The sequence below is a fragment of the Halobacillus litoralis genome (assembly GCF_009856415.1).
GTDB lineage: Bacteria > Bacillota > Bacilli > Bacillales > Halobacillaceae > Halobacillus > Halobacillus litoralis_C.
In genome coordinates this window covers 47,289-68,210 of record NZ_WMEZ01000011.1, presented here as the reverse complement: position 1 = coordinate 68,210, position 20,922 = coordinate 47,289, and the positions used below count along the sequence as shown (strand labels likewise).

The following is a 20,922-nucleotide window of genomic DNA, read 5'->3' as shown; positions in this document are numbered from 1 at the left end:
TCAAACTTTATATTGATGTGGTGGTGAAGGCGAAGAGGTCACACCTGTTCCCATGCCGAACACAGCAGTTAAGCTCTTCAGCGCCGATGGTAGTCGGGTTTACCCCCGTGAGAGTAGGACGCCGCCACATTGATTTATTTTCTATAATGTAGTATAATAGAAAATAGTCCACAATTAAATCTTATGGGAACTTATTAAAGTAATCCCACATTATCGCGGGGTAGAGCAGTCTGGTAGCTCGTCGGGCTCATAACCCGGAGGTCACAGGTTCAAATCCTGTCCCCGCAACCAAATTTCATTTAAGTCATTTGACTTTATTTTTTTATGAAAAATTTTGGTCCGGTAGTTCAGTTGGTTAGAATGCCTGCCTGTCACGCAGGAGGTCGCGGGTTCGAGTCCCGTCCGGACCGCCACTACTTAAAATTAAACGTTCAGCCTTAGGATGCTTTCCTAAGGCTTTTATTATGGAATTTTTTAAATATGCTTCTCTCTTGGTATAATAGTAAGACTACGATTATACGGTCGACCAATTTCGTGTTAAGAAAACGGTCATAAGAGAAAGGGATATACACATGGATGAGTTTTCATTTATACGATCAATCAAACCAGACCATTATCGCCAATCCTCCTTGATCAAAGGTATTGATGATGATGCGGCAGTATTCCGGCCATCGGGCCATGATGTCGTCACAGCTGTGGATACGATGGTGGAAGGTGTCCACTTTACAAGGCAGACGATGGAACCTGAGCAGATTGGGTATCGTGTGCTGGCAGCAAATATTAGTGACCTGGCTGCGATGGGAAGTACGCCTGCTTTTTATATGGTTTCTATTACTATTCCTTCTGATTGGACTCACGAGGAATTAGAACGCGTTTATGAAGGAATGAAGAGACTCGGGGATTCTTATCAGATGGACTTGATCGGCGGCGATACTGTTTCAGGAAGTGAACTTTCGTTAAGTGTCACTGTCATTGGGATGGTCCAGAAAGGAAAAGCCCGGTATCGTTCGACAGCGGAGGCAGGAGATGTATTATTTGTAACGGGCACTCTTGGAGACTCCAGGGCAGGTTTGGAATGGTTGTTGAATCCAAAAGGACAAGCGTCCGAAGATCATACATATCTTGTGCAGCGACATCAAACCCCTGTACCAAGGGTGATCTTCGCTTCACATTTGTCTCATCTAGAACGGTTGGCCTTAAACGATGTGAGTGACGGGATTGCCAATGAGGCAAAAGAAATTGCCGAAGCGTCTGATGTTGATCTGTTCATTGATTTAAAAGCTCTTCCTTTTTCTGAGCCGATTCGAAATGTCTTCCCAGAACACTATGTAAACTGGGGTTTATCAGGGGGAGAAGATTTTGAATTACTTGGATGCGTACCTGAAAAGGACTGGTCACAAGTGATAGAAGCTGCAGAACATGCGGGTGTTCCTGTAAGTAAAATCGGCCATGTTAAAACGAAAGAGGGGCCGGTACCAGTGGTGATGGTAAATAAGAGCGGAGAGTGGGAAAGATTAACCTCTTCCGGTTATACTCATTTGAAGGAAAAGGGTGATTGAATGACGACATTTGAATGGAAAAGTTCTTCTACAGAAGAAACGCAGCAGATGGCGGAAAGTCTCGGGCAACGTTTGCAGCCTGGAGATGTGCTGACGTTAGAGGGAGATTTGGGAGCAGGTAAAACGACGTTCACTAAAGGACTTGGAAGAGGACTTGGTGTGAAACGGACAATCAACAGCCCGACCTTTACCATTATGAAAGAATACCAGGGCCGGATTCCTTTTTGTCATATGGATGTGTACCGTTTGGAAGAGAGTGATGAGGACCTCGGTTTCGATGAGTACTTTGAAGGAGATGGGGTAACCGTCGTAGAGTGGGCCCAGTTCATAGAAGAGTTTTTACCGGATGAACGGCTGGACATTACGATTCGTTATTTGGACGACTCCACACGTGTGTTCACCTTCGAGTCTTCATCTGAACATTTTGAAGCGTTATGTAAGGAGATTTTAGTATGAATGTACTGGCGATAGATACATCGAATTATGTCATGGGAGTTGCGGTCATCAGAGATGGTGCTGTAGCTGGGGAATACGTGACGAATATCAAAAAAAATCACTCCATCCGTTTGATGCCTGCGATCGATCAGGTGATGAAAGAGACGGGAATGAAGCCCGACGACTTGGACAGAATTGCGGTTGCTCACGGTCCGGGTTCTTATACGGGTGTACGGATCGGCTTGACGACGGCAAAGACGATGGCGTGGTCGCTCGGCATTCCGGTTGTAGGTGTATCAAGCTTAGAAGCTGTCGCAAGGCAGGGAGCCTTTTTCCAAGGATATGTCTGCCCGTTCTTTGATGCCCGGCGGGGACTCGTCTATACAGGACTGTATCGGTCAGACATGACGCTTGAAAAGGGTGAGACGAACGTCTTAATGGAGGATTGGCTTCATCAATTGAAGGAACTGGACGAACCCGTTCTTTTCCTCAGTCAGGATATAGCTGTGCATGAAGAAAAGATTGTCGAGATTCTTGGCGATCAGGCGATTCTTCCGAAAGCTCCTTACCACTATGCACGTCCTGTCTTCATCGCTTCTGTAGCAGAGGAAAAGGAACCAGGGCCGTTGCATGACCTAATCCCGAACTATTTGCGGATCCCTGAGGCGGAAGCCAAATGGCTGGAGCAGCAGGAGAAAAAGTGAGATGGTGACGATTAGGAGAATGACGAAGGATGATGTAGGAGCTGTCATGGAAGTCGAAAAGGCTTCTTTTGCCGTACCATGGTCGGAGGAAACTTTTGAAAAAGAGATGGAAGACAACCCTTATGCGCATTATTATATCGTAGAAAAAAAGAACGAAATCATTGGATACTGTGGTTTATGGTTGATCATTGATGAGGCGCATGTCACGAATATCGCCATTCATCCGGACCATAGAGGAAACAAATATGGGGAGCGATTGTTCCGTCATACGTGTAACGAAGCGATTGAACATGGAGCGATCCAGCTATCGCTTGAAGTGAGAGTTTCAAATACAGCCGCGCAGCATATGTACCGGAAGTTCGGAATGGTACCAGGGGGCATACGCAAAAGGTATTATTCGGACAACGGTGAAGATGCGTTAGTGATGTGGGTGGGATTAAAATGAAGGAAGATCAATACATTTTAGCGATTGAGACGAGTTGTGATGAAACAGCCGTAGCGATTGTCAAAAACGAAACAGAACTGATTACGAACATTGTCGCATCTCAAATTGAAAGTCATAAGCGTTTCGGTGGGGTGGTACCGGAGATTGCCTCCAGGCATCATATCGAACAGATGACGATCACACTTGAAGAAGCCCTCGAGGACTCGGGGATGACCCTCGACGATATGGATGCCATTGCAGTGACGGAGGGACCAGGACTGGTCGGCGCTCTTCTTGTCGGTGTCAATGCAGCGAAATCGATCGCTTTTGCAAAACAGAAGCCGCTTGTGGGCGTGCATCATATTGCAGGCCATATCTATGCCAACCGTCTGGAAAAGGAATTTGAATTTCCGCTTCTTTCCCTAGTGGTTTCCGGCGGGCACACAGAGCTTGTGTTGATGCGTGAACATGGATCCTTTGAAATCATCGGTGAAACGCGCGATGATGCCGCAGGGGAAGCGTATGACAAAGTGGCGCGGACGCTGAAGCTTCCCTACCCAGGCGGACCTCAAATCGACCGCCTCGCTCAAGAAGGGGAAGAGACGATTGATTTCCCTCGTGCCTGGCTGGAAGATGGATCCTATGATTTAAGTTTCAGCGGATTGAAGTCAGCTGTGATCAACCGTCTCCACAAAGCGAAGCAGCGGGATGAACATCTGAAGCCTGAGGATGTTGCCGCAAGCTTCCAAGCGAGTGTTGTGGACGTGTTATCCACAAAAGCTATTCGCGCTGCGGAGGAGTATGGTGTGAAACAGATGATTGTCGCAGGTGGTGTCGCTGCTAATAAAGGACTGAGAGCAGCGCTTCAGGAGAAGTTCGAAGGCAGCGAAACAGAACTGCTCATTCCACCGCTTCATTTGTGCACAGATAATGCCGCGATGATTGCTGCAGCTGGAGCCGTTGCATACAATCAGGGGCACCGGGCCGGATGGGACCTGAATGCCAATCCAGGGCTGGATCTTGAAGTTTTCGGTGCACGGAAAAAATAAGGTCGTGAACAGGAACGATCCAAGCTCTCCTTGATCATCAAGGAGAGCTTTTCCCTTTTTCTAAGGGATGTGTATAAGTGAGGTATTCATCAAAAGAAAGGTAACTATCCACATGTGTATAAACATACAGTGGATAAACGAGTAGTGGATAAGTAGAAACAGGAAAGAAAACGGTACCATTTTTGTGGATAAGTCTGTTTAAAAATGTGGATAATGTGCATAACCCTGTTGAAAACTGTTAATAAAGCTATTCAACTGTTGAAAACTATGTGGATACTGAATCAGCATTCATACAAGCTTATGCATGAACTTTATATTCATCCTTAAAAGTAGATATCAATTAAACTTTATAACTGTGGAAAAAAATAGTGTACCAGGTCATCCATATAATGGATGGTCTGGTACACCTGTTTCTGTCAGTTATCAGTCATGGAGGGTTTCCCATTCTTCCATGAGGGCTTCGAGTTGGGTTTGGAGCTGGGTGTTGTCTTCTGTGATTTCCAATGACCTTTCGTGGTCCTGATAGATGTCAGGGTCACAGAGGAGTTCTTCGTTTTCTTCGAGTCTCGCTTCCAGCTGTTCGATCTCTTCTTCAATCTCAGCAATGCGGCGGTTTTTCTTGCGTTCTTCACGCTTGGCAGCTTTGTCTTCTTCAAAGCTGTTCTTCTGCTGCACTTCCTGCTGCTTCGGTTCGTTCTGGAGTCGTTCTGCTTCCTCGATTTGCTGCAGCTCGTACTCTTCCCGCTTCTTATCAACATAGTAATCATAATCACCAAGGAACAGGCGGGTCTCTTCAGGATTCATTTCCACAACCTGTGTCGCAATCTTGTTGATAAAGTAACGGTCGTGGGAAACAAATAAAAGGGTGCCTGGATAATCCACAAGCGCTGCTTCCAACACTTCCTTACTATCAAGATCCAGGTGGTTGGTCGGCTCATCGAGAATCAAAAAGTTCGCTTCCTGCATCATCAATTTTGCTAAGGACAGTCTCGCTTTTTCGCCACCACTGAGCGCGGAGACAGGCTTCAGCACATCTTCTCCTGAGAAAAGGAAGTTGCCGAGGATGGTGCGGATATCCTTTTCGTTTTTCATCGGATATTCGTCCCAGAGCTCGTTCAAGACTGTTTTCGTCGAGTTCAGCTTTGTCTGCTCCTGATCGTAATAACCGATTTGCACGTTCATTCCGATCAGCTTTTCACCTTTCGACTGTTCCAAATCTCCGATGAGCGTCTTCAATAATGTCGTTTTTCCGACACCGTTCGGTCCGACAAGTGCCACAGAGTCGCCACGGTTCAAATCAAGGGATACATGATCGAATAGGTAGTCCTTGCTGTCATCGTAACGGAACGCATAGTTGCGCAGCTTCAGCACATCGTTACCGCTTCGTTTCGCTGTCTGAAAGCTGAACTTCGCCGATTGGTTGTCGTCCTTCGGCTTTTCAAGCTTGTCCATTTTCTCCAGCTGCTTGCGGCGGCTTTGTGCTCTTTTACTTGTCGTCGCCCGGACGATGTTCTTCTGAATGAAATCTTCCATCCGCTTGATTTCTTCCTGCTGCTTTTCAAAGCGTTTGAGTTCCTGCTCATAGTCCGCTTCTTTCTTTTTCAAATAGTCGCTGTAGTTGCCGTGGTATCGCTTCGATGATTGAAACGCGATTTCGTAGACAGTGTTGACGATCTTGTCCAGGAAATAGCGGTCGTGGGAGACGATGACCACAGCTCCTTGATAGCCTTGCAGGTACCCTTCAAGCCAGCTCAGTGTATCGATGTCCAAGTGGTTCGTCGGCTCATCGAGGATGAGGACATCCGGACTTGTGAGCAGCAGCTTTCCGAGCGCGAGGCGCGTTTTCTGTCCGCCACTCAAGGAGTTGATCGGTGTATCCCAGTTGAAGTTTTTGAAATTCAACCCGTTCAACACGCCGCGGATATCTGCTTCATACTGATAACCGCCAGCCGTCTTGAAGTATTCCTGTTTGCGATCATAATCCGCTAACAGCTGCTGGTAGCGTTTCTGGTCGTCGAGTAGGTCGGGGTCCGCCATCTGCACTTCCATGGAGCGGAGTTCTTTCTCCAGGTCCTTCAGGTGTTCAAACACCTTCTCCATCTCGTTCCAAATGGTTTCCTCTGACTGCAGCCCTGTATTTTGGGCCAGGTAGCCCATCGTGGTTTCTTTCGGTTTGAAAATATTGCCCTCATCGTGGCTCATTTCACCAGCCATCATTTTGAGCAAGGTCGATTTTCCTGCTCCGTTCCGACCGACGATGGCGATCCGGTCGTTCATCTGTACTTCCAATTTGATATTCGATAAAATCAACTCGGCGCCGAAACGCTTCGTCAATTGGTTCAATTGCATGAGAATCATGTCGTTTCACCTCAATAAAATCAGTGTATCTCATAGGCGCGTCCCCTAGCAACACAATGCTCCTGAAGTATGTGAAATCTTTAACGACTTCCGTTTGATTTTTTGGTAGAATAAGAGTAGTGTTTCAATCAGTACAGTTAACAAAAAGGGGTAGAAGAAAATGGCGGAATTCAGTCATTTTAATGACCAGGGCCGCGCCCGTATGGTGGATATATCAGACAAAAAAGATTCCGTACGGACGGCCGTCGCAGCAACAAGTGTACAAGTGAACGAAGAGATTTATCATAAAATCACCAACCATGAGATCGGAAAAGGGGACGTACTATCCGTGGCCCAGGTGGCAGGCATCATGGCAGCAAAAAAGACGTCCGACTGGATTCCGATGTGTCATCCGTTGTCATTAAAAGGCATTGATGTATCCTTCGATTGGGAAACAGAAGACCAGCCGACATTGAACATCGAGGTTTCTGTGAAGACGAAGGGGAGCACAGGGGTGGAAATGGAAGCGCTAACGGCTGCTTCAGCCACAGCCCTCACGGTTTACGACATGTGTAAAGCGTTAGATAAAGGGATGGTCATCGGCCCGACCTATTTGAAAGAAAAAACAGGCGGGAAAAACGGCGACTATACGAGAAACAGATAAAGGAGTCCGGTGCTAATGGATATCGAACAAACGAAGATTCCACAGGCGACAGCGAAGCGGCTGCCGCTCTATTATCGCTTTTTGAACAACCTTCATACCCAGGGCAAACTGCGTGTGTCTTCGAAGGAACTTAGCGATGCGGTCAAAGTCGATTCAGCGACGATCCGCCGCGATTTTTCCTATTTCGGAGCACTCGGGAAAAAAGGGTACGGCTACAACGTCGAGTATTTGCTCTCCTTTTTCAGAAAGACCCTGGACCAGGATGAAACGACACGTGTCGCTTTGATTGGTGTCGGAAATCTGGGGACGGCTTTCTTGAACTATAACTTCACGAAAAACAACAATACGAAGATCGAAATCGCCTTCGATGCGAACGAGGAGCGGATCGGGTCTGAGGTGGGTGGCGTCGGTGTCGAGCACATTGACGATTTAGAGGAAAAACTAGGCGACATTTCTGTTGCCATTCTCACGGTTCCGTCATCTGCCGCTCAAGGGATTGCGGACAGGCTTGTGAAAGCGGGGATTTCCGGAATCCTCAACTTTACACCAGCAAGAATCAGTGTGCCGTCGAATGTCAGGGTCCACCATATCGATCTTGCCATCGAGCTACAGGCGCTTGTTTATTTCCTTAAGCATTATCCACTGAACGAAGACGATGTGGAAGAAGATCAATAAGATAGACAAACGGGTGTGAAATCATTTTGGTTTCTCACTCTTTTTTTAGGGGGAAAGGGTTTGGAAACATTAACGTTTGGTTCAGAAACAGAAAGATTGGTCATTAGACCGCTTGAGAAAAGCGATTATGAAAGCTGGCTTCAAGGATATGAGGGTCGTTTTCCGTCAAAGCGCCGTCATGATGAAGGCCGTCTTGATATGAGTGTTTGTACGAAAGAATGGTTTGATGAGCTGGTGGAGAAACACCAACAGTTAGCGATGGAGGATACCGCGTATATCTTCGCTGTTTTTCTAAAAGGAGATCAAACCCACGTGGGAATGATTGATTTCTCTACTTTAGTAAGATATGACTTCCAGTGGGGAAGAATCGGGTATGCAATCCATAACCAGCATTGGGAGAAGGGTTATGGGAAGGAAGCGGTGGCTGAAGCATTAAGGATCGCTTTTGATCAACTGAGTTACCACCGGATCGAGGCCCATATCAATTTGGATAATGACCCTTCCATCAAGATGGCAGAGAGCATAGGTCTTGTGTATGAATGCACCCGAAAAGGGTTCATCCACGAGTTTGGTGAATGGACGGACAACTTGATCTACTATAAAAACGCAGAATAAAAAAGAAGCTCAGCCTAGTGCTGAGCTTCTTTTAATATTATTCCGTATTTTCTTTCCAGCTTTTATCCATGAGCATCTTGCCAGGCCACGTGTAAGCCATGATGCCGCCATCCGCGGTAATGTCTTCTCCTGTCACATACGAACTCTCGTCAGAAGCAAGGAACAGGGCGACATTCGCCATTTCTTCCGGACGTCCCAGCCGTCCCATTGGCGTGACCCATTTATTCGCTTCGCGGAACTCTCTGCCTTCTTCCTCCTGCTTGGTACCTGCAAGTTCTTGAACGAGCGGAGTTTCGATGGTACCTGGGGAAATCGAATTGACCCGGATGCCTTCACGCGCATAGTCGATCGCCATCGCTCTTGTGAAGTTGGTGATGCCGCCTTTCGCTGCGTTGTATCCGGAGCGGTCAAGATCCGCGGCCTGGCCGGACATGGATGATGTATTGATGACAGATCCTCCATTTTTAAGCATGAGCGGGAGGATGTATTTGCTCGTCAAAAACGTCCCTCTCAAGTCGACGGCGATGATTTGATCGAACAGTTCGACCGGATATTCATGGACCTTTCCACCTTCTTGATCGACGCCGGCATTGTTGAACAGGATGTCGACCTTCCCGTAATGCTCTTCTACGTAGTTCGCGAACTGCTGGACACTATCGACATTGGAAACATCAAGCTCCACAGCTTCTGCCTTTCCACCTTCGCTTTTCACTTCATCCACGGTTTTCTGTACTTCTTCTACATTGATATCCCCGCAAACGACCGTCGCACCTTCACTGGCGAATCGTTTTACCGTGGCCGCACCAATTCCTGTCGCGGAACCGGTAACGACAGCAATTTTATTTTCTAAACGTCCCATATTAAAGACCTCCTTATAATCGTTGCTATAGCACATACCCTCTTCCAGAATCGTCGTAAACCTTTGTCAGCACAGAAGGCGCTTACAGTCGAAACATGCGGAATCATGGTTAATGAACAGCTCAGGTGGTATAGTAAATAATAGTTCGCGTATCGAAAGAAAGCGGGTGAGACAATTGAGTAAACTGCCTCATAAATGGCTCGTGGTCGTGTCTGTCCTGTTCGGGACGTTTACGGTCATTTTGAACAATAGTATGCTGAACCCAATCCTGCCGCGGTTCATCGAGATTTTTGAATCGGATGCCGTTGCGGTCGGGTGGATTTTAACGATCTTCATGGTATCGATGGGAATGACGATGCCGCTCACCGGCTATTTCGGAGACCGGTTCGGTAAAAAGAAGGTATACCTCGTCGGTCTCTGTATCTTCCTTGCAGGTTCCACACTCGGATTCTTTTCATCGACGCTCGGTATGGTCATCCTATCCCGGGCAATCCAGGGGATGGCCGGCGGATTAATGATGCCGATCGCCATGGCGCTCATCTTCAATTCGTTCCCACGTTATGAACGGGGACTTGCGGTCGGAGTTTACGGCGTCGCCGCGATGGTTGCACCAGCCATCGGACCGACCATCGGTGGATTTCTCATTCAGTATCTCGACTGGCCGTGGTTGTTCGCCTTCAACATACCGTTCGGACTGACTGGACTTATTTTATCTTCGAAATTTCTTGAACGGACCGAAACAGACCCGACGAAGCGGTTTGATTTGGTTGGTTTCCTGATCATTGCGACCGGCATCGGTTCGGTGCTGTTTGCCTTAGGAAGGGGACGGACGCTTGAGACGTTGTTCGATCCCTTGAACATTGCACTGATTGCGGGTGGTCTGATCGCCATCGTCCTTTTCGTCTTTTACGAAAACCGCCAGGAGGATCCACTGTTGAACTTGTCCGTTTTCAAAGTGCCGACCTATTCCGTTTCGATCGTCGTCACTTCAGCCGCATCCATTGGCTTGTTCTCAGGGATTTTTCTGCTGCCATTACTGATTCAAAATGTGTACGGCCTGAACGAAGTCATGACTGGACTGTTGTTCCTGCCGGCCGCTGCTGCAAGTGGGGTATTCATGTCCATCGGAGGACGCATTCTCGATAAAAAAGGACCGAAATACATCGTGCCACCGGGTCTCACGATCATGGCGCTTGCAACTCTCGGCTTGAGCTTTTTGCAGTTGTCCACTCCGTACTGGTTGATTCTTTTATTGAATACAGTGAGAGGCCTTGGAATGGGAATGGGGAATATGCCGGCAACGACATCAGGCATGAACAGTATTCCGGAACATCTCGTTGCGCAAGGGTCAGCGATGAACAACATCATCCGGCAGATTTCTTCTTCGCTGGGGATCGTCTTTTTCTCCATTTATTATGAGGTGAGACGGGCTCAAGTGTCAGCGAATCCGGATATCGATATGCAGGCAGCGACCCTGCAGACGTTAAATGAAGCGTTTCTCGTATCTGCGATCGTGCTGATCATCGCGATTCCGTTTTCATTCATATTAAAAGGTGTGCAGGATGATAAAGAGGAACAGGAAGCATAGAAAAAAGCAGGTCCACGAGCGAGGACCTGCTTTTTTTTTGCGACATTATTTCTTTTTTGCGTTTTTAATCTTGTTGTGAAGATTGAAAAGCCGAATCGCTACGGCAATGTTGAATGTCGCGACAATGGCCAGAATGATGGTCATCGCATTCCATACCGTTTCTTCTGCCGACTGGGCGGCGATGTAAGTGAATGCGACGCCCATCATCATGTAAAGAAAAGCCATGAATAAGGGTGATGTTCTCATATTATAAAAAGCCTCCAATAAAGATGGTCTCCAGCTGTTCCTGCATGCGGCGGATATCCTCTTCAGTGAGGAAGTACTGCGAAACGACAACAAACGAGTTCATCGCCATATGAGCCACGATTGGTGTAATAATTCGTTTTGTTTTGACATAAAGGAAGGCGAAAACGACTCCCATGGAGAAGTAGACTAACATGTGGCTGAAATCGAAATGGAACGCTCCGAAGACGAGAGCGGATACGAGAACGGCCAGCCAGAAATTCGTCCGCTTATAGATCGAACCGAAAATGATCTTACGGAAAATGATCTCTTCCGTGATCGGGGCGAACACGACAGGAAGGAGGATGAACAACGGCGATTCACGGGCAATTTCCATCAGTCCCATTGTATTCTCAGACCCCGGTGATACACCGAACAATTCACGTTCAATCGTTGCGGCAATGGCTTGGGCGAATAAGGCTAAAAACACACCGGCAATCGACCAAAGGACGACTTTACCCGGCCCTGCTTTATCCTCGCTCCGGGCTAAAGCATCCTTTGGATCGCGGCGGAGCAGGAGAAGGATGATGATGGTTGCAATTGTAAAACTGAACACAGACCAAACGGCAATCGCATCGAAGCGGGACATACCCGCAGCCTGGACGAGAACCGGGACAGCCGCAATGGCAGAAATCTGTGTGATGAGATAGGTCACAATGATGTACCAATAATGTTTCGGCATAAAGGCACGACTCCTTTTATAAATACCTTTTAATAGCTTCAATATACATACTTTATGTATTCTATCACAGTTTCAAAACCAGACGTAAGGAATAAGGGTCAGTGTAAGAATTTTGTCGAAAAAGAAGTGCAAAATTTCTATAGTTTCTACTTGAAAAACGATAGGGAATTGCTTATTATAATAATTGTGTTAGCACTCATCATCAACGAGTGCTAATAAACGACAAAAATTTGAAACAACCATATCAAGGAGGGTGTCCTAATTGTTAAAGCCACTTGGTGATCGTATTGTTATTGAACTAGTTGAAGAAGAGCAGACTACTGCGAGCGGAATCGTACTTCCGGACTCTGCGAAAGAAAAGCCACTAGAAGGTAAAGTTGTTGCTGTCGGCACAGGCCGCATCACAGACAACGGTGAAAAAGTAGCACTGGAAGTCGCACAAGGCGACCGCGTAATCTATTCTAAATTCGCAGGTACAGAAGTGAAGTATGAAGGCAGCGAATACTTGATTCTGCGCGAATCAGATGTACTAGCTGTTATCCAGTAGTCACTATTCCTATAAAAATACTTAAGAGATACGATTTTAATGAGGAGGGCATTTTAAATGGCTAAAGAAATCAAATTTAGTGAAGACGCACGCCGCTCTATGCTGCGTGGTGTAGATACATTAGCAAATGCTGTTAAAGTTACACTTGGACCAAAAGGACGTAACGTCGTACTTGATAAGAAATTCGGTTCTCCACTCATCACTAACGATGGTGTGACAATCGCTAAAGAAATCGAACTGGAAGACCACTTCGAAAACATGGGTGCACAACTTGTTTCTGAAGTTGCTTCTAAAACAAACGATGTCGCTGGTGACGGTACGACTACTGCAACAGTTCTTGCACAAGCGATGATCCGTGAAGGTCTTAAAAACGTAACGTCTGGTGCAAACCCAGTCGGCATTCGTAAAGGTATTGAGAAAGCGACAGCTGTAGCTACAGAAGAGCTTCGCAAAATCTCCAAGCCGATCGAAGGCCGTGATTCTATCGCGCAGGTCGCAAGCATCTCTGCTGCTGACAATGAAGTCGGCCAGTTGATCGCTGAAGCGATGGAGCGCGTAGGTAACGACGGTGTTATTACAATCGAAGAATCTAAAGGATTCAACACAGAACTAGAAGTGGTTGAAGGTATGCAGTTCGACCGCGGCTATGCTTCTCCTTACATGGTCACAGACCAGGATAAGATGGAAGCGGTTCTTGAAGATCCATACATTCTAATTACAGATAAGAAGATCAACAACATCCAGGAAGTCCTTCCTGTACTTGAGCAAGTGGTCCAACAATCCAAGCCACTTCTATTGATCTCTGAAGATGTTGAAGGTGAAGCACTTGCAACAATTGTTGTGAACAAACTTCGCGGAACATTCAACGCAGTAGCTGTTAAGGCTCCTGGATTCGGTGACCGCCGTAAAGCAATGCTTGAAGATATCGCAACACTTACTGGTGGCCAGGTGATCACAGAAGATCTTGGGCTAGAATTGAAGAATACAACAATCGACCAGCTTGGACGCGCGTCTAAAGCAGTCATCACAAAAGAAAACACAACAATCGTCGAAGGTGCAGGAAACCCTGAGCAGATCTCTTCCCGTGTCGCTCAAATCCGTGCACAGTCAGAGGAAACAACTTCTGAATTCGACAAAGAGAAACTACAAGAGCGCCTTGCAAAACTTTCTGGCGGCGTAGCTGTCATCAAAGTCGGTGCAGCAACAGAAACAGAATTGAAAGAGCGTAAACTACGTATCGAAGACGCCCTGAACTCTACGCGAGCAGCAGTAGAAGAAGGAATCGTTGCCGGTGGTGGTACAGCCCTTGTCAACATCATCAACTCTGTCGAAGGCCTTGGCCTTGTAGACGACGAAGCAACAGGTGCAAGCATCGTTCTACGTGCGCTTGAAGAGCCGGTTCGCCAAATCGTTCACAACGCAGGTCTTGAAGGATCCATCATCGTTGAGCGTCTGAAAGCAGAAGAAGTCGGCGTAGGCTTCAACGCAGCTACAGGTGAATGGGTGAACATGGTTGAACAAGGAATCGTTGACCCAACAAAAGTTACACGTTCTGCGCTTCAAAACGCAGCTTCCGTAGCCGCTATGTTCTTAACAACTGAAGCGGTAGTCGCTGATCTTCCAGAAGAAGATAACGCTGGCGGCGGCATGCCTGATATGGGTGGCATGGGCGGAATGGGCGGCATGATGTGATAGCGCCCTAAACCCTTTCAACATAGGGTTAGATAGCGATTTGACTGGATTTTGACTGGTTTTTTAAATCGTCCATTAAATCTTACGAGCCTCTCAAGAGTCTACAAACTTTTGAGAGGCTTTTCATTTATTCTTAAATATGGGCCGGGGGATACATTTGGTTACACCAAGATTAATAATTTAGGGACGTTGAAATATGCATGTGACAAAGGTTGATTTTAAAAAATTGTTCTTAAGTGATAAGACGGTTATACCGAAGCGGAGTCTTCATGAATAGGTGCTCAGTTATAACATAAAATTATTAAAAGTCAGGTTGTTGTTTCTAGCTCACTTCGCTTAAAACGTGGCAAACCATAAAATAAAAAAAGCTGATTTTCGGTTATGAAAATCAGCTTTCCCTACTTCAAACTTTTATGCAGTTCGTTTAAGAACTTTTTCGGGTTAGGGCATATTAAAATGAGTATGATTGTCCATCATTAGGCACTGAAACCAGAGAGGAGATCCCTTTTTCGTTAGCAAAGTTTTTTAATTCTTCCCTTGATAACGTCCAGTGATTTACAGCTTCCATATGGACAGCAATAATTTTTGCGTTAGGGGCAGCTTTATTTACTTCATATACGTCATCTTTACCCATTACGAGAGAACCACCTATATTAAATTGATTATCTCCAGCATTTACGACAATAACTTCAGGCTTATGTGCGTCAATTACTTCCTGAACTGCCTCATACCAAACCGTATCTCCAGCAATATATAATGTTTTCTCCGAGGAGTGTTTAAAAACAACTCCACAAACGAGCCCAGCCGCTTTTAAGATTTCGCCTCTTCCGTGTTCGCCCTTTGTTTTAATCAATTGGATATCATCAAACACGGTATTCTCTTGTAATACCTCTACATTTTTGAACCCAGCGTTGCGTATTTCTGTTGCATCTTCTTCGTTTTGGGAAAATAGTTTAATGTCTTTTGGCAATGCTTCAATAGCTGCCATATCCCAGTGGTCAGGATGCAGGTGAGTGACGATGACCGCATCAATATCTTGGATGACATCTTCAATGGATGTCGGCAAGCCTACCAAAGGATTGTTCTGATCTTGTCTTGGTGCTTCAGGTAACCCTACCTCAGGCCCAAAAGCAGGCAAAGTCCCTTTTTCAGCTAGCATTGGATCAATCAAAAACTTCTTCCCTGCATATTCAACGGTGATTGTTGCATTTCGAATTAGTTGTATATTCATATGAAATAACTCCTTTTCTTTAAAAATTGTTTCGTACCATGTATATTCTAAACTACGACTCACTGACGAATACATAGATTAAATAAAGTCTTTTGGTCGTTTGACTTTATTTATGAAAGGAGTTCCAGAAATGTTAGATAAAACGGATATTGATATTTTAGACGAACTATCCAAGAACAGTCGGATTACAATGAAGGAATTAGGTGAGAAAGTCCATTTGACTGGACCAGCTACTTCCGCAAGAGTGGCAAAATTAGAAGATAGTGGAGTCATTGAAGGTTATTCCATTAAAGTGAATCAAGAAAAAATGGGGTATTCCATTCACGCTCTCCTGCACATTTTTCTTAAAGACACTAATCACCGACCTTATTTGTCGTTCGTGCAAAAACAAGATCCATATGTCATAAACAATTATAAGGTCAGTGGTGAAAGTTGCTATCTTCTTGAATGTAAATTTCCATCCAATGAAATATTGGACGAATTTTTGACTGATATAAGTAATTATGTAAGTTATAAATTATCGATTGTTATTAAGTAATATATTTGTATTTGTAGAAACGAATGATTGGGATCAAGTAAAGTTTAATAAATGGCTTGCGACTTTCCTTGCTTTAATTGTGGGCATCGGTCCTGGAATCGTTGGCGGAGCCGGTGCATTTTCATGTGCAGAGGGGTCTGGTCTTGTAAATCGGTAGACAGATTCTCCTACAATTTCCGTCGTTTCTTTCAATTTTTCTTTACTAAATTATTTAGTGTATCTTCAGGGGAATGGTACTACGGCTCAAGAGGAGCATGGATAAATAATGCGGCAATCCCCTTCAGATAAAACGGCACATGGTCGCTGCGGACCAGCTGTCCGTATTCGACCAGAAAGTGACTCCCGATATTGCCGAGTTTTGGGAATCGGGACTTAGTTTGAAAACCGTCCAGGAATTTGTAAGAAAGATGGCTAGCAGTAATTCCATGAAAGAAGGCAATGATTTGAAAAACAGCGTTCGCTTTAATGAGAGGCCGAAATAATGCTGGTCGATGAAAAATTAGGCGATTATTTTAGGAAAGGTGGAGCCTGCATAAGTTTCCATCCTTCTTTTTTACAACTCTGTAAAAAGCCTTTAAACACTAATGCTTTGTAGAAGTGAATAATTTGAGAATAAAACCCCTTTTGGATACGATAACCAAAAGGGGTTTTACATTGCTTAAATAGGAGGTACGATTTAATGAGAAATCAAATAAAAAGATTCGAAAACAAAACAGCGCTGGTGACAGGGGGACGTTCAGGCATCGGCCGGGCTATTGCTCGCCGGCTTCATGAAGAAGGAGCCACAGTGATCACTGCCCAGCGCGGCGAGGATAAAGATTTCGACTGGATTGCGGCTGATTTCTCCGATCCGTCTACACCGGAACGGATAGTAGAAGAAGTCATTTCCCGGACAGGGCGACTTGATGTGTTGGTCAACAATGCGGGTATGATGATGGAAGCGGGTATTGAAGAGATGAGCCTTGAGGATTGGCAGCGTAACCTCACCGTGAATCTCACGGCGCCCTTCCTGTTGATTCGCGCGGCTCTCCCTTACCTCCGCAAGACAAAAGGTAGCATTGTCAACACCGGTTCAACAGAAGGGCTGGCAGCCAATCCTAAACATGCAGCTTATTGTGTCTCTAAGGCAGGGCTTCATGGATTGACCCGCTCTGTGGCAGTGGATCATGGGCATGAAGGCATCCGCTGCAATGCGGTGGCCCCTGGCTGGATCGACACCGACCTGAACCTCGACCTCATTGAAAGTTCACCTGATACAGAGGCTTTTCGGCGTGACATTGGCCGTATTCACCCTGTAGGGCGCACAGGTTCCCCTGAGGAGGTGGCGGCCCTTGTTGCTTTTCTTGCAGCAGATGAGGCTGGGTTTATCACGGGACAGGTTTATACAGTGGATGGCGGCAGAATGACCAAATTGAGTCTTCCTTAAACACTCATATTGCTTACTTGCATGTGTAGTGGAAATCAGGGAATAGGAAACTTAACTAGATAGAATAGCAACTTTTTCAATAAAGAAGGAGGAATGTTGATAAAACATTCCTCCTTCTTTCAATATTTCTGTGCTTGTAAATCCTCTTTTAAAGCTTTGTTTAGTGAAAAAATCATAATTAATAAAATAAACATGAAAGGAAATGCGGAAACAATGGACGCCGTCTGCAGGGCTCCAAGCCCCCCTGAAGCTAGAAGGACAGAAGCTGTGGCTGCTTGAATCACACCCCAGGTGAGTTTTACCGTACTAGGAGGATTAAGACTGCCATTTGTCGTTTGCATGCCCAGGACGAAAGTGGCAGAATCCGCAGATGTGATGAAGAAAGTACTAATTAACAATACAGCTAGTACTGTAGCGACGGTGCCGAACGGAAGCGAAGAGAACATTCCAAACATCGCTTCCTCTTTCGCCAGTTCAGTTAAACCGGTGTTAATTCCTTCAAGTTCCTGGTGAAGGCTTGCCCCTCCAAATACAGCAAACCAAACGATACAGAAGATGGTGGGTACAAAAAGCACGCCCATTACAAACTCTCGAATGGTCCGTCCCTTTGAAACTCTGGCAATAAATGTTCCTACAAATGGAGACCAGGCAATAAACCATGCCCAATAAAACACGGTCCAATCCTGAATCCACTGATTATAATCTGAATCATAAGGCGCAACCTCAAAGCTATCTTTAGGTAAATGCTTCAAATAAGAAAATGTAGCCGAGAAAAATTGGTCGAATATAAACCCTGTTGGTCCAATTATTATTGTCAATAAGAGTAAAATAACGGCTAGAATGATGTTAGTATTGCTCAAATACTTAATTCCTCGACTAATTCCACTCCAGGCAGATACCATAAATAACACAGTCACTATAAGGATAATTATGAATTTGGTTGTCATTGTGTTTTCAATATCACTAATAAACGCTAGTCCCCCGGCAATTTGAGAAGCACCTAGTCCAAGAGAAGTCGCCACACCAAAGATAGTAGCGAAAACTGCTATGATATCAATGAGCTTCCCGATGGCGCCATTAGCTTTATTTCCAAGGAGCGGTTGGAAGGTTGCACTAATCACACCAGGGATTTCCCTTTTGAATTTAAAATAAGCGATGGCTAGTGCGATGATTGTATAAATCCCCCAGGTTTGGAGTCCCCAGTGAAACACAGAGTATCTTAAAGCATTTACGGCGGCCTCCTGGGATTCTGGATCAGCGTGTGGAGGAGAAGCAAAGTGGACAAGAGGCTCGGCTGCTCCCCAAAAAATGATACCGATTCCCATCCCCGCACTAAATAACATAGCAAACCATGTGATTCGGTTGTATTCGGGTTTGTCTCCGTTTTTACCTAATTTAATTTTTCTGTAAGGACTGAAAATCAAATAGATCGAATAAATGAGGAATATCGATACAGCAAAAATGTATAACCAGCCAAACTTATCTGTTAAAAAGGATTGAATTCCAGAAGACACCGTGTTTAAGTTTTTAGGTGCCCACGCTCCCCAGACGACAAAAACAATCGATATGGATAATGATATCCAAAAAACGCTTGTTACTTTTTTCATAAATCATTCTCCTTTTAAGTATCTTAATTATTAGATAGAACGTTCATTCTAATTCTTGCATAATCACATTGAATTTATCAACCGAAAATACTCAATCATGTTATCCATTGGACATTTGGATTTGCTACATAAGGGCCAAATTGATAAGATTAAATAAAATGAATGTTCTATCTAAAGGAGAAGTAGCTGATATGGGTCGATCAACAAAGAAAGATACGATACTCCAAGTAGCTGAACGATTATTTTATGAGCACGGATTTCGCGGAGTAGGATTAAAGCAAATTATTAATGAAGCTAATGTAGCCACTATGACGGTATACAATCATTTTTCGTCCAAAGATAATTTAGTGGAAGAAGTATTAAAACAGAGAGAAGAACGTTATTGGTCTTATTTAGATTCTCACGTGGAATTGGAATCTGATTCACCATTCATCCTTGCTGTGGAAGCTCATGGCCGCTGGTTAAAAGAACAATCCTACAGGGGAGATATGTTTTTAAGAGCCATAGAAGACTATGCGGGAACTGATAATGAAATTGAAAGCATTGCAAGAGGGCATAAATCCAAATTGCTGAAGTATTTTCAATTATTAGCTCAAAGGAAAGGGAAAGACAACGAACGAGATTTGGCAAATCAATTTACATTGTTGCTTGAAGGTACTACATCGATGACTACTTTGATCGGAGCGGAGAAAGCAACGAAACATTCTATTGCGATGGCTAGGACACTTGTCCAACATACATCGTAATTTTTTTTAGTGAAAATTAGAAAGGTCGTTCTATCTAAATATGAGAGGTGAGAGATTATGAATTTTTCGAAGTTAGTATTTCCCGGTGCTACCATGATTGCGGTCACCTATGGGCTGGCAAGGTTTAGTTTTGGACTGCTTCTCCCTGAGATCAATCAAACACTTAATATGTCAGAGTTGGTTTCTGGTCTGATCTCTTCACTGTTTTATTTAGCCTATTGCTTCACAATTATTCTATCCACTGTAATTACTACAAGAGAAGGTCCTAGAAGGATGATACTTTCAGCAGGACTTTCTGCTTTTATTGGTTTGCTGTTCATGTGCATATCTTCAAATGTCTGGGTGCTTGCCTTAGGAGTGTTATTAGCTGGAGGAAGCACGGGTCTGGTCTCTCCGCCTTATGGCGCGGCGATAGCGTTTTGGATTAAAGAAGGGGAGCAAGGTAGAGCGAATACCTGGATTAATTCAGGCACTAGTTTCGGTATAGCTCTATCTGGATTAGGAGCAATTTTACTAACGCCGCATTGGAGACTGACGTATTTGATTTATGCTACCTTGGCGTGCTTGATATTTTTGTGGAATTTTCAAGTGATTCCAAAAGAGGAGACGAGTTCTGCGCAGTTGAGGTTTAAAAAAGGGAATCTCACTATACGTGGGGTGAAAGGATCCATCCCTCTGAGTTTAGCCTCACTTACTCTGGGAGTTTCTACAGCGGCTTTCTGGACTTTTTCCAGATCGTTTATTGAGATAACTGGGGACTATAGTGAATGGCAACTTTCTGGATTTTGGGTCATTATAGGGCTGTTTGGGGTGTTAGGTGGGTTTTCTGGAAGTTTAATTGAAAGAAGAGGTTTGCGTTTCTCTTATACGTTAGGAAGTTTGTCAATTGGGTCAGCTTCTACTATTCTAGCAGTTACATCTGAGAATTGGTTATTGTCGTACTTAGCAGCTGGGATTTTTGGTTGCTCTTATATATTTTTAACCGGTGTTCTTCTTGTCTGGGGAATCCGTGTATTTATAACGAATGCGTCCTTAGGGATTGGTGTTCCATTTCTACTTTTGGCAGTGGGGCAAGTCCTGGGATCTATAATTGCTGGTTGGTTTATTGGGACATGGGGGTATATTCCTTCTTTTACACTTTACGGGTTGATTGGTATGGTAGCTTCCTTGATGGGACCAAATAAGAATTAGCTTTGAAGAAGGATTGGAGGGAGGAGGTAATAACTCCTAAGTTGTAACCTTTACAAAGTTATATAATAGAA

21 protein-coding genes, 2 tRNA genes and 1 rRNA gene are annotated in these 20,922 nt (G+C 44.9%); 18 read left to right on the top strand and 6 right to left on the bottom strand.

The features are described from left to right. Positions 1 to 16 precede the first annotated feature (16 nt). From rrf to tsaD, 8 genes are all read left to right on the top strand, one after another. Positions 17 to 130, top strand: a 5S ribosomal RNA gene (rrf, locus tag GLV98_RS18595). 84 nt (positions 131 to 214) lie between these two features. Beyond that, a tRNA-Met gene (locus GLV98_RS18590) sits at positions 215 to 291 on the top strand. A 45-nt stretch (positions 292 to 336) separates the two neighbouring features. Next, positions 337 to 413, top strand: a tRNA-Asp gene (locus GLV98_RS18585). Positions 414 to 572: 159 nt separating this feature from the next. After that, on the top strand, positions 573 to 1,559 hold the full coding sequence (gene thiL / locus GLV98_RS18580) for a thiamine-phosphate kinase (RefSeq protein ID WP_160917529.1): 987 nt from the start codon (positions 573 to 575) through the stop codon (positions 1,557 to 1,559). Next, positions 1,560 to 2,015 carry a tRNA (adenosine(37)-N6)-threonylcarbamoyltransferase complex ATPase subunit type 1 TsaE gene (gene tsaE / locus GLV98_RS18575; RefSeq protein WP_160917528.1) on the top strand — a complete coding sequence of 152 codons (456 nt, stop codon included), beginning with the start codon at positions 1,560 to 1,562 and terminating at the stop codon, positions 2,013 to 2,015. Then, complete coding sequence (tsaB, locus tag GLV98_RS18570) at positions 2,012 to 2,698, top strand: tRNA (adenosine(37)-N6)-threonylcarbamoyltransferase complex dimerization subunit type 1 TsaB (RefSeq protein ID WP_160917527.1); 687 nt, start codon at positions 2,012 to 2,014, stop codon at positions 2,696 to 2,698. The genes tsaE and tsaB overlap by 4 nt, the downstream gene beginning before the upstream one ends. A gap of 1 nt (position 2,699) precedes the next feature. Then, positions 2,700 to 3,143, top strand: a complete 444-nt coding sequence (gene rimI / locus GLV98_RS18565) for a ribosomal protein S18-alanine N-acetyltransferase (protein ID WP_160917526.1) — start codon at positions 2,700 to 2,702, stop codon at positions 3,141 to 3,143. Next, a complete protein-coding gene (tsaD, locus tag GLV98_RS18560) occupies positions 3,140 to 4,171 on the top strand; it encodes a tRNA (adenosine(37)-N6)-threonylcarbamoyltransferase complex transferase subunit TsaD (protein WP_160917525.1) in 1,032 nt (343 codons plus the stop codon). The genes rimI and tsaD overlap by 4 nt, the downstream gene beginning before the upstream one ends. 423 nt (positions 4,172 to 4,594) lie before the next feature. Here tsaD and GLV98_RS18555 read toward each other — a convergent pair whose 3' ends face one another. Then, a complete protein-coding gene (locus tag GLV98_RS18555) occupies positions 4,595 to 6,529 on the bottom strand; it encodes an ABC-F family ATP-binding cassette domain-containing protein (RefSeq protein WP_160917524.1) in 1,935 nt (644 codons plus the stop codon). 160 nt (positions 6,530 to 6,689) lie between these two features. On the opposite strand from GLV98_RS18555, the gene moaC reads away from it, so the two are divergent. From moaC to GLV98_RS18540, 3 genes are read left to right on the top strand one after another with little or no spacing between them, the layout of a single operon-like run. After that, positions 6,690 to 7,172, top strand: a complete 483-nt coding sequence (gene moaC / locus GLV98_RS18550) for a cyclic pyranopterin monophosphate synthase MoaC (protein WP_160917523.1) — start codon at positions 6,690 to 6,692, stop codon at positions 7,170 to 7,172. A 15-nt stretch (positions 7,173 to 7,187) separates the two neighbouring features. Further along, on the top strand, positions 7,188 to 7,847 hold the full coding sequence (locus GLV98_RS18545) for a redox-sensing transcriptional repressor Rex (protein ID WP_160917522.1): 660 nt from the start codon (positions 7,188 to 7,190) through the stop codon (positions 7,845 to 7,847). Between the two features lie 60 nt (positions 7,848 to 7,907). Beyond that, on the top strand, positions 7,908 to 8,462 hold the full coding sequence (locus GLV98_RS18540; protein ID WP_160917521.1) for a GNAT family N-acetyltransferase: 555 nt from the start codon (positions 7,908 to 7,910) through the stop codon (positions 8,460 to 8,462). Positions 8,463 to 8,499: 37 nt separating this feature from the next. On the opposite strand, the gene GLV98_RS18535 is transcribed toward GLV98_RS18540, so the two are convergent. Further along, entirely contained in the window at positions 8,500 to 9,321 is an 822-nt protein-coding gene (locus GLV98_RS18535; RefSeq protein ID WP_160917520.1) for an SDR family oxidoreductase, read from the bottom strand. A 175-nt stretch (positions 9,322 to 9,496) separates the two neighbouring features. Between GLV98_RS18535 and GLV98_RS18530 the strand changes: the two genes are divergently transcribed. Beyond that, a complete protein-coding gene (locus tag GLV98_RS18530) occupies positions 9,497 to 10,909 on the top strand; it encodes an MDR family MFS transporter (RefSeq protein WP_160917519.1) in 1,413 nt (470 codons plus the stop codon). Between the two features lie 45 nt (positions 10,910 to 10,954). Here GLV98_RS18530 and GLV98_RS18525 read toward each other — a convergent pair whose 3' ends face one another. Both GLV98_RS18525 and GLV98_RS18520 read right to left on the bottom strand, forming a co-directional pair. Then, positions 10,955 to 11,155 (bottom strand): YdiK family protein, encoded by a 201-nt coding sequence (locus tag GLV98_RS18525; RefSeq protein ID WP_089654970.1) that lies wholly within the window; start codon positions 11,153 to 11,155, stop codon positions 10,955 to 10,957. A 1-nt stretch (position 11,156) separates the two neighbouring features. Next, on the bottom strand, positions 11,157 to 11,873 hold the full coding sequence (locus GLV98_RS18520; protein WP_160917518.1) for a CPBP family intramembrane glutamic endopeptidase: 717 nt from the start codon (positions 11,871 to 11,873) through the stop codon (positions 11,157 to 11,159). A gap of 262 nt (positions 11,874 to 12,135) precedes the next feature. Here GLV98_RS18520 and groES point away from each other — a divergent pair, with 262 nt between their 5' ends. Both groES and groL read left to right on the top strand, forming a co-directional pair. Further along, positions 12,136 to 12,420, top strand: coding sequence for a co-chaperone GroES (gene groES / locus GLV98_RS18515; RefSeq protein WP_089654972.1), 285 nt, complete (start codon positions 12,136 to 12,138; stop codon positions 12,418 to 12,420). A gap of 57 nt (positions 12,421 to 12,477) precedes the next feature. Next, positions 12,478 to 14,112: a chaperonin GroEL gene (groL, locus tag GLV98_RS18510; protein WP_160917517.1), complete on the top strand. Its 1,635-nt coding sequence runs from the start codon at positions 12,478 to 12,480 to the stop codon at positions 14,110 to 14,112. A gap of 451 nt (positions 14,113 to 14,563) precedes the next feature. Here groL and GLV98_RS18505 read toward each other — a convergent pair whose 3' ends face one another. After that, entirely contained in the window at positions 14,564 to 15,343 is a 780-nt protein-coding gene (locus GLV98_RS18505; RefSeq protein ID WP_160917516.1) for an MBL fold metallo-hydrolase, read from the bottom strand. Between the two features lie 130 nt (positions 15,344 to 15,473). On the opposite strand from GLV98_RS18505, the gene GLV98_RS18500 reads away from it, so the two are divergent. Both GLV98_RS18500 and GLV98_RS18490 read left to right on the top strand, forming a co-directional pair. Further along, the gene (locus tag GLV98_RS18500; RefSeq protein ID WP_160917515.1) at positions 15,474 to 15,881 is read left to right on the top strand and encodes an Lrp/AsnC family transcriptional regulator; all 408 of its coding nucleotides are present in this window, start codon (positions 15,474 to 15,476) and stop codon (positions 15,879 to 15,881) included. A gap of 679 nt (positions 15,882 to 16,560) precedes the next feature. Beyond that, complete coding sequence (locus GLV98_RS18490; RefSeq protein WP_202410132.1) at positions 16,561 to 17,307, top strand: SDR family NAD(P)-dependent oxidoreductase; 747 nt, start codon at positions 16,561 to 16,563, stop codon at positions 17,305 to 17,307. A 119-nt stretch (positions 17,308 to 17,426) separates the two neighbouring features. On the opposite strand, the gene GLV98_RS18485 is transcribed toward GLV98_RS18490, so the two are convergent. Beyond that, complete coding sequence (locus GLV98_RS18485) at positions 17,427 to 18,914, bottom strand: glycine betaine uptake BCCT transporter (RefSeq protein WP_160917514.1); 1,488 nt, start codon at positions 18,912 to 18,914, stop codon at positions 17,427 to 17,429. Between the two features lie 191 nt (positions 18,915 to 19,105). Between GLV98_RS18485 and GLV98_RS18480 the strand changes: the two genes are divergently transcribed. Continuing rightward, complete coding sequence (locus GLV98_RS18480; protein ID WP_160915986.1) at positions 19,106 to 19,660, top strand: TetR/AcrR family transcriptional regulator; 555 nt, start codon at positions 19,106 to 19,108, stop codon at positions 19,658 to 19,660. Between the two features lie 57 nt (positions 19,661 to 19,717). Beyond that, the gene (locus GLV98_RS18475; protein WP_160917513.1) at positions 19,718 to 20,851 is read left to right on the top strand and encodes an MFS transporter; all 1,134 of its coding nucleotides are present in this window, start codon (positions 19,718 to 19,720) and stop codon (positions 20,849 to 20,851) included. Positions 20,852 to 20,922: the final 71 nt, after the last annotated feature.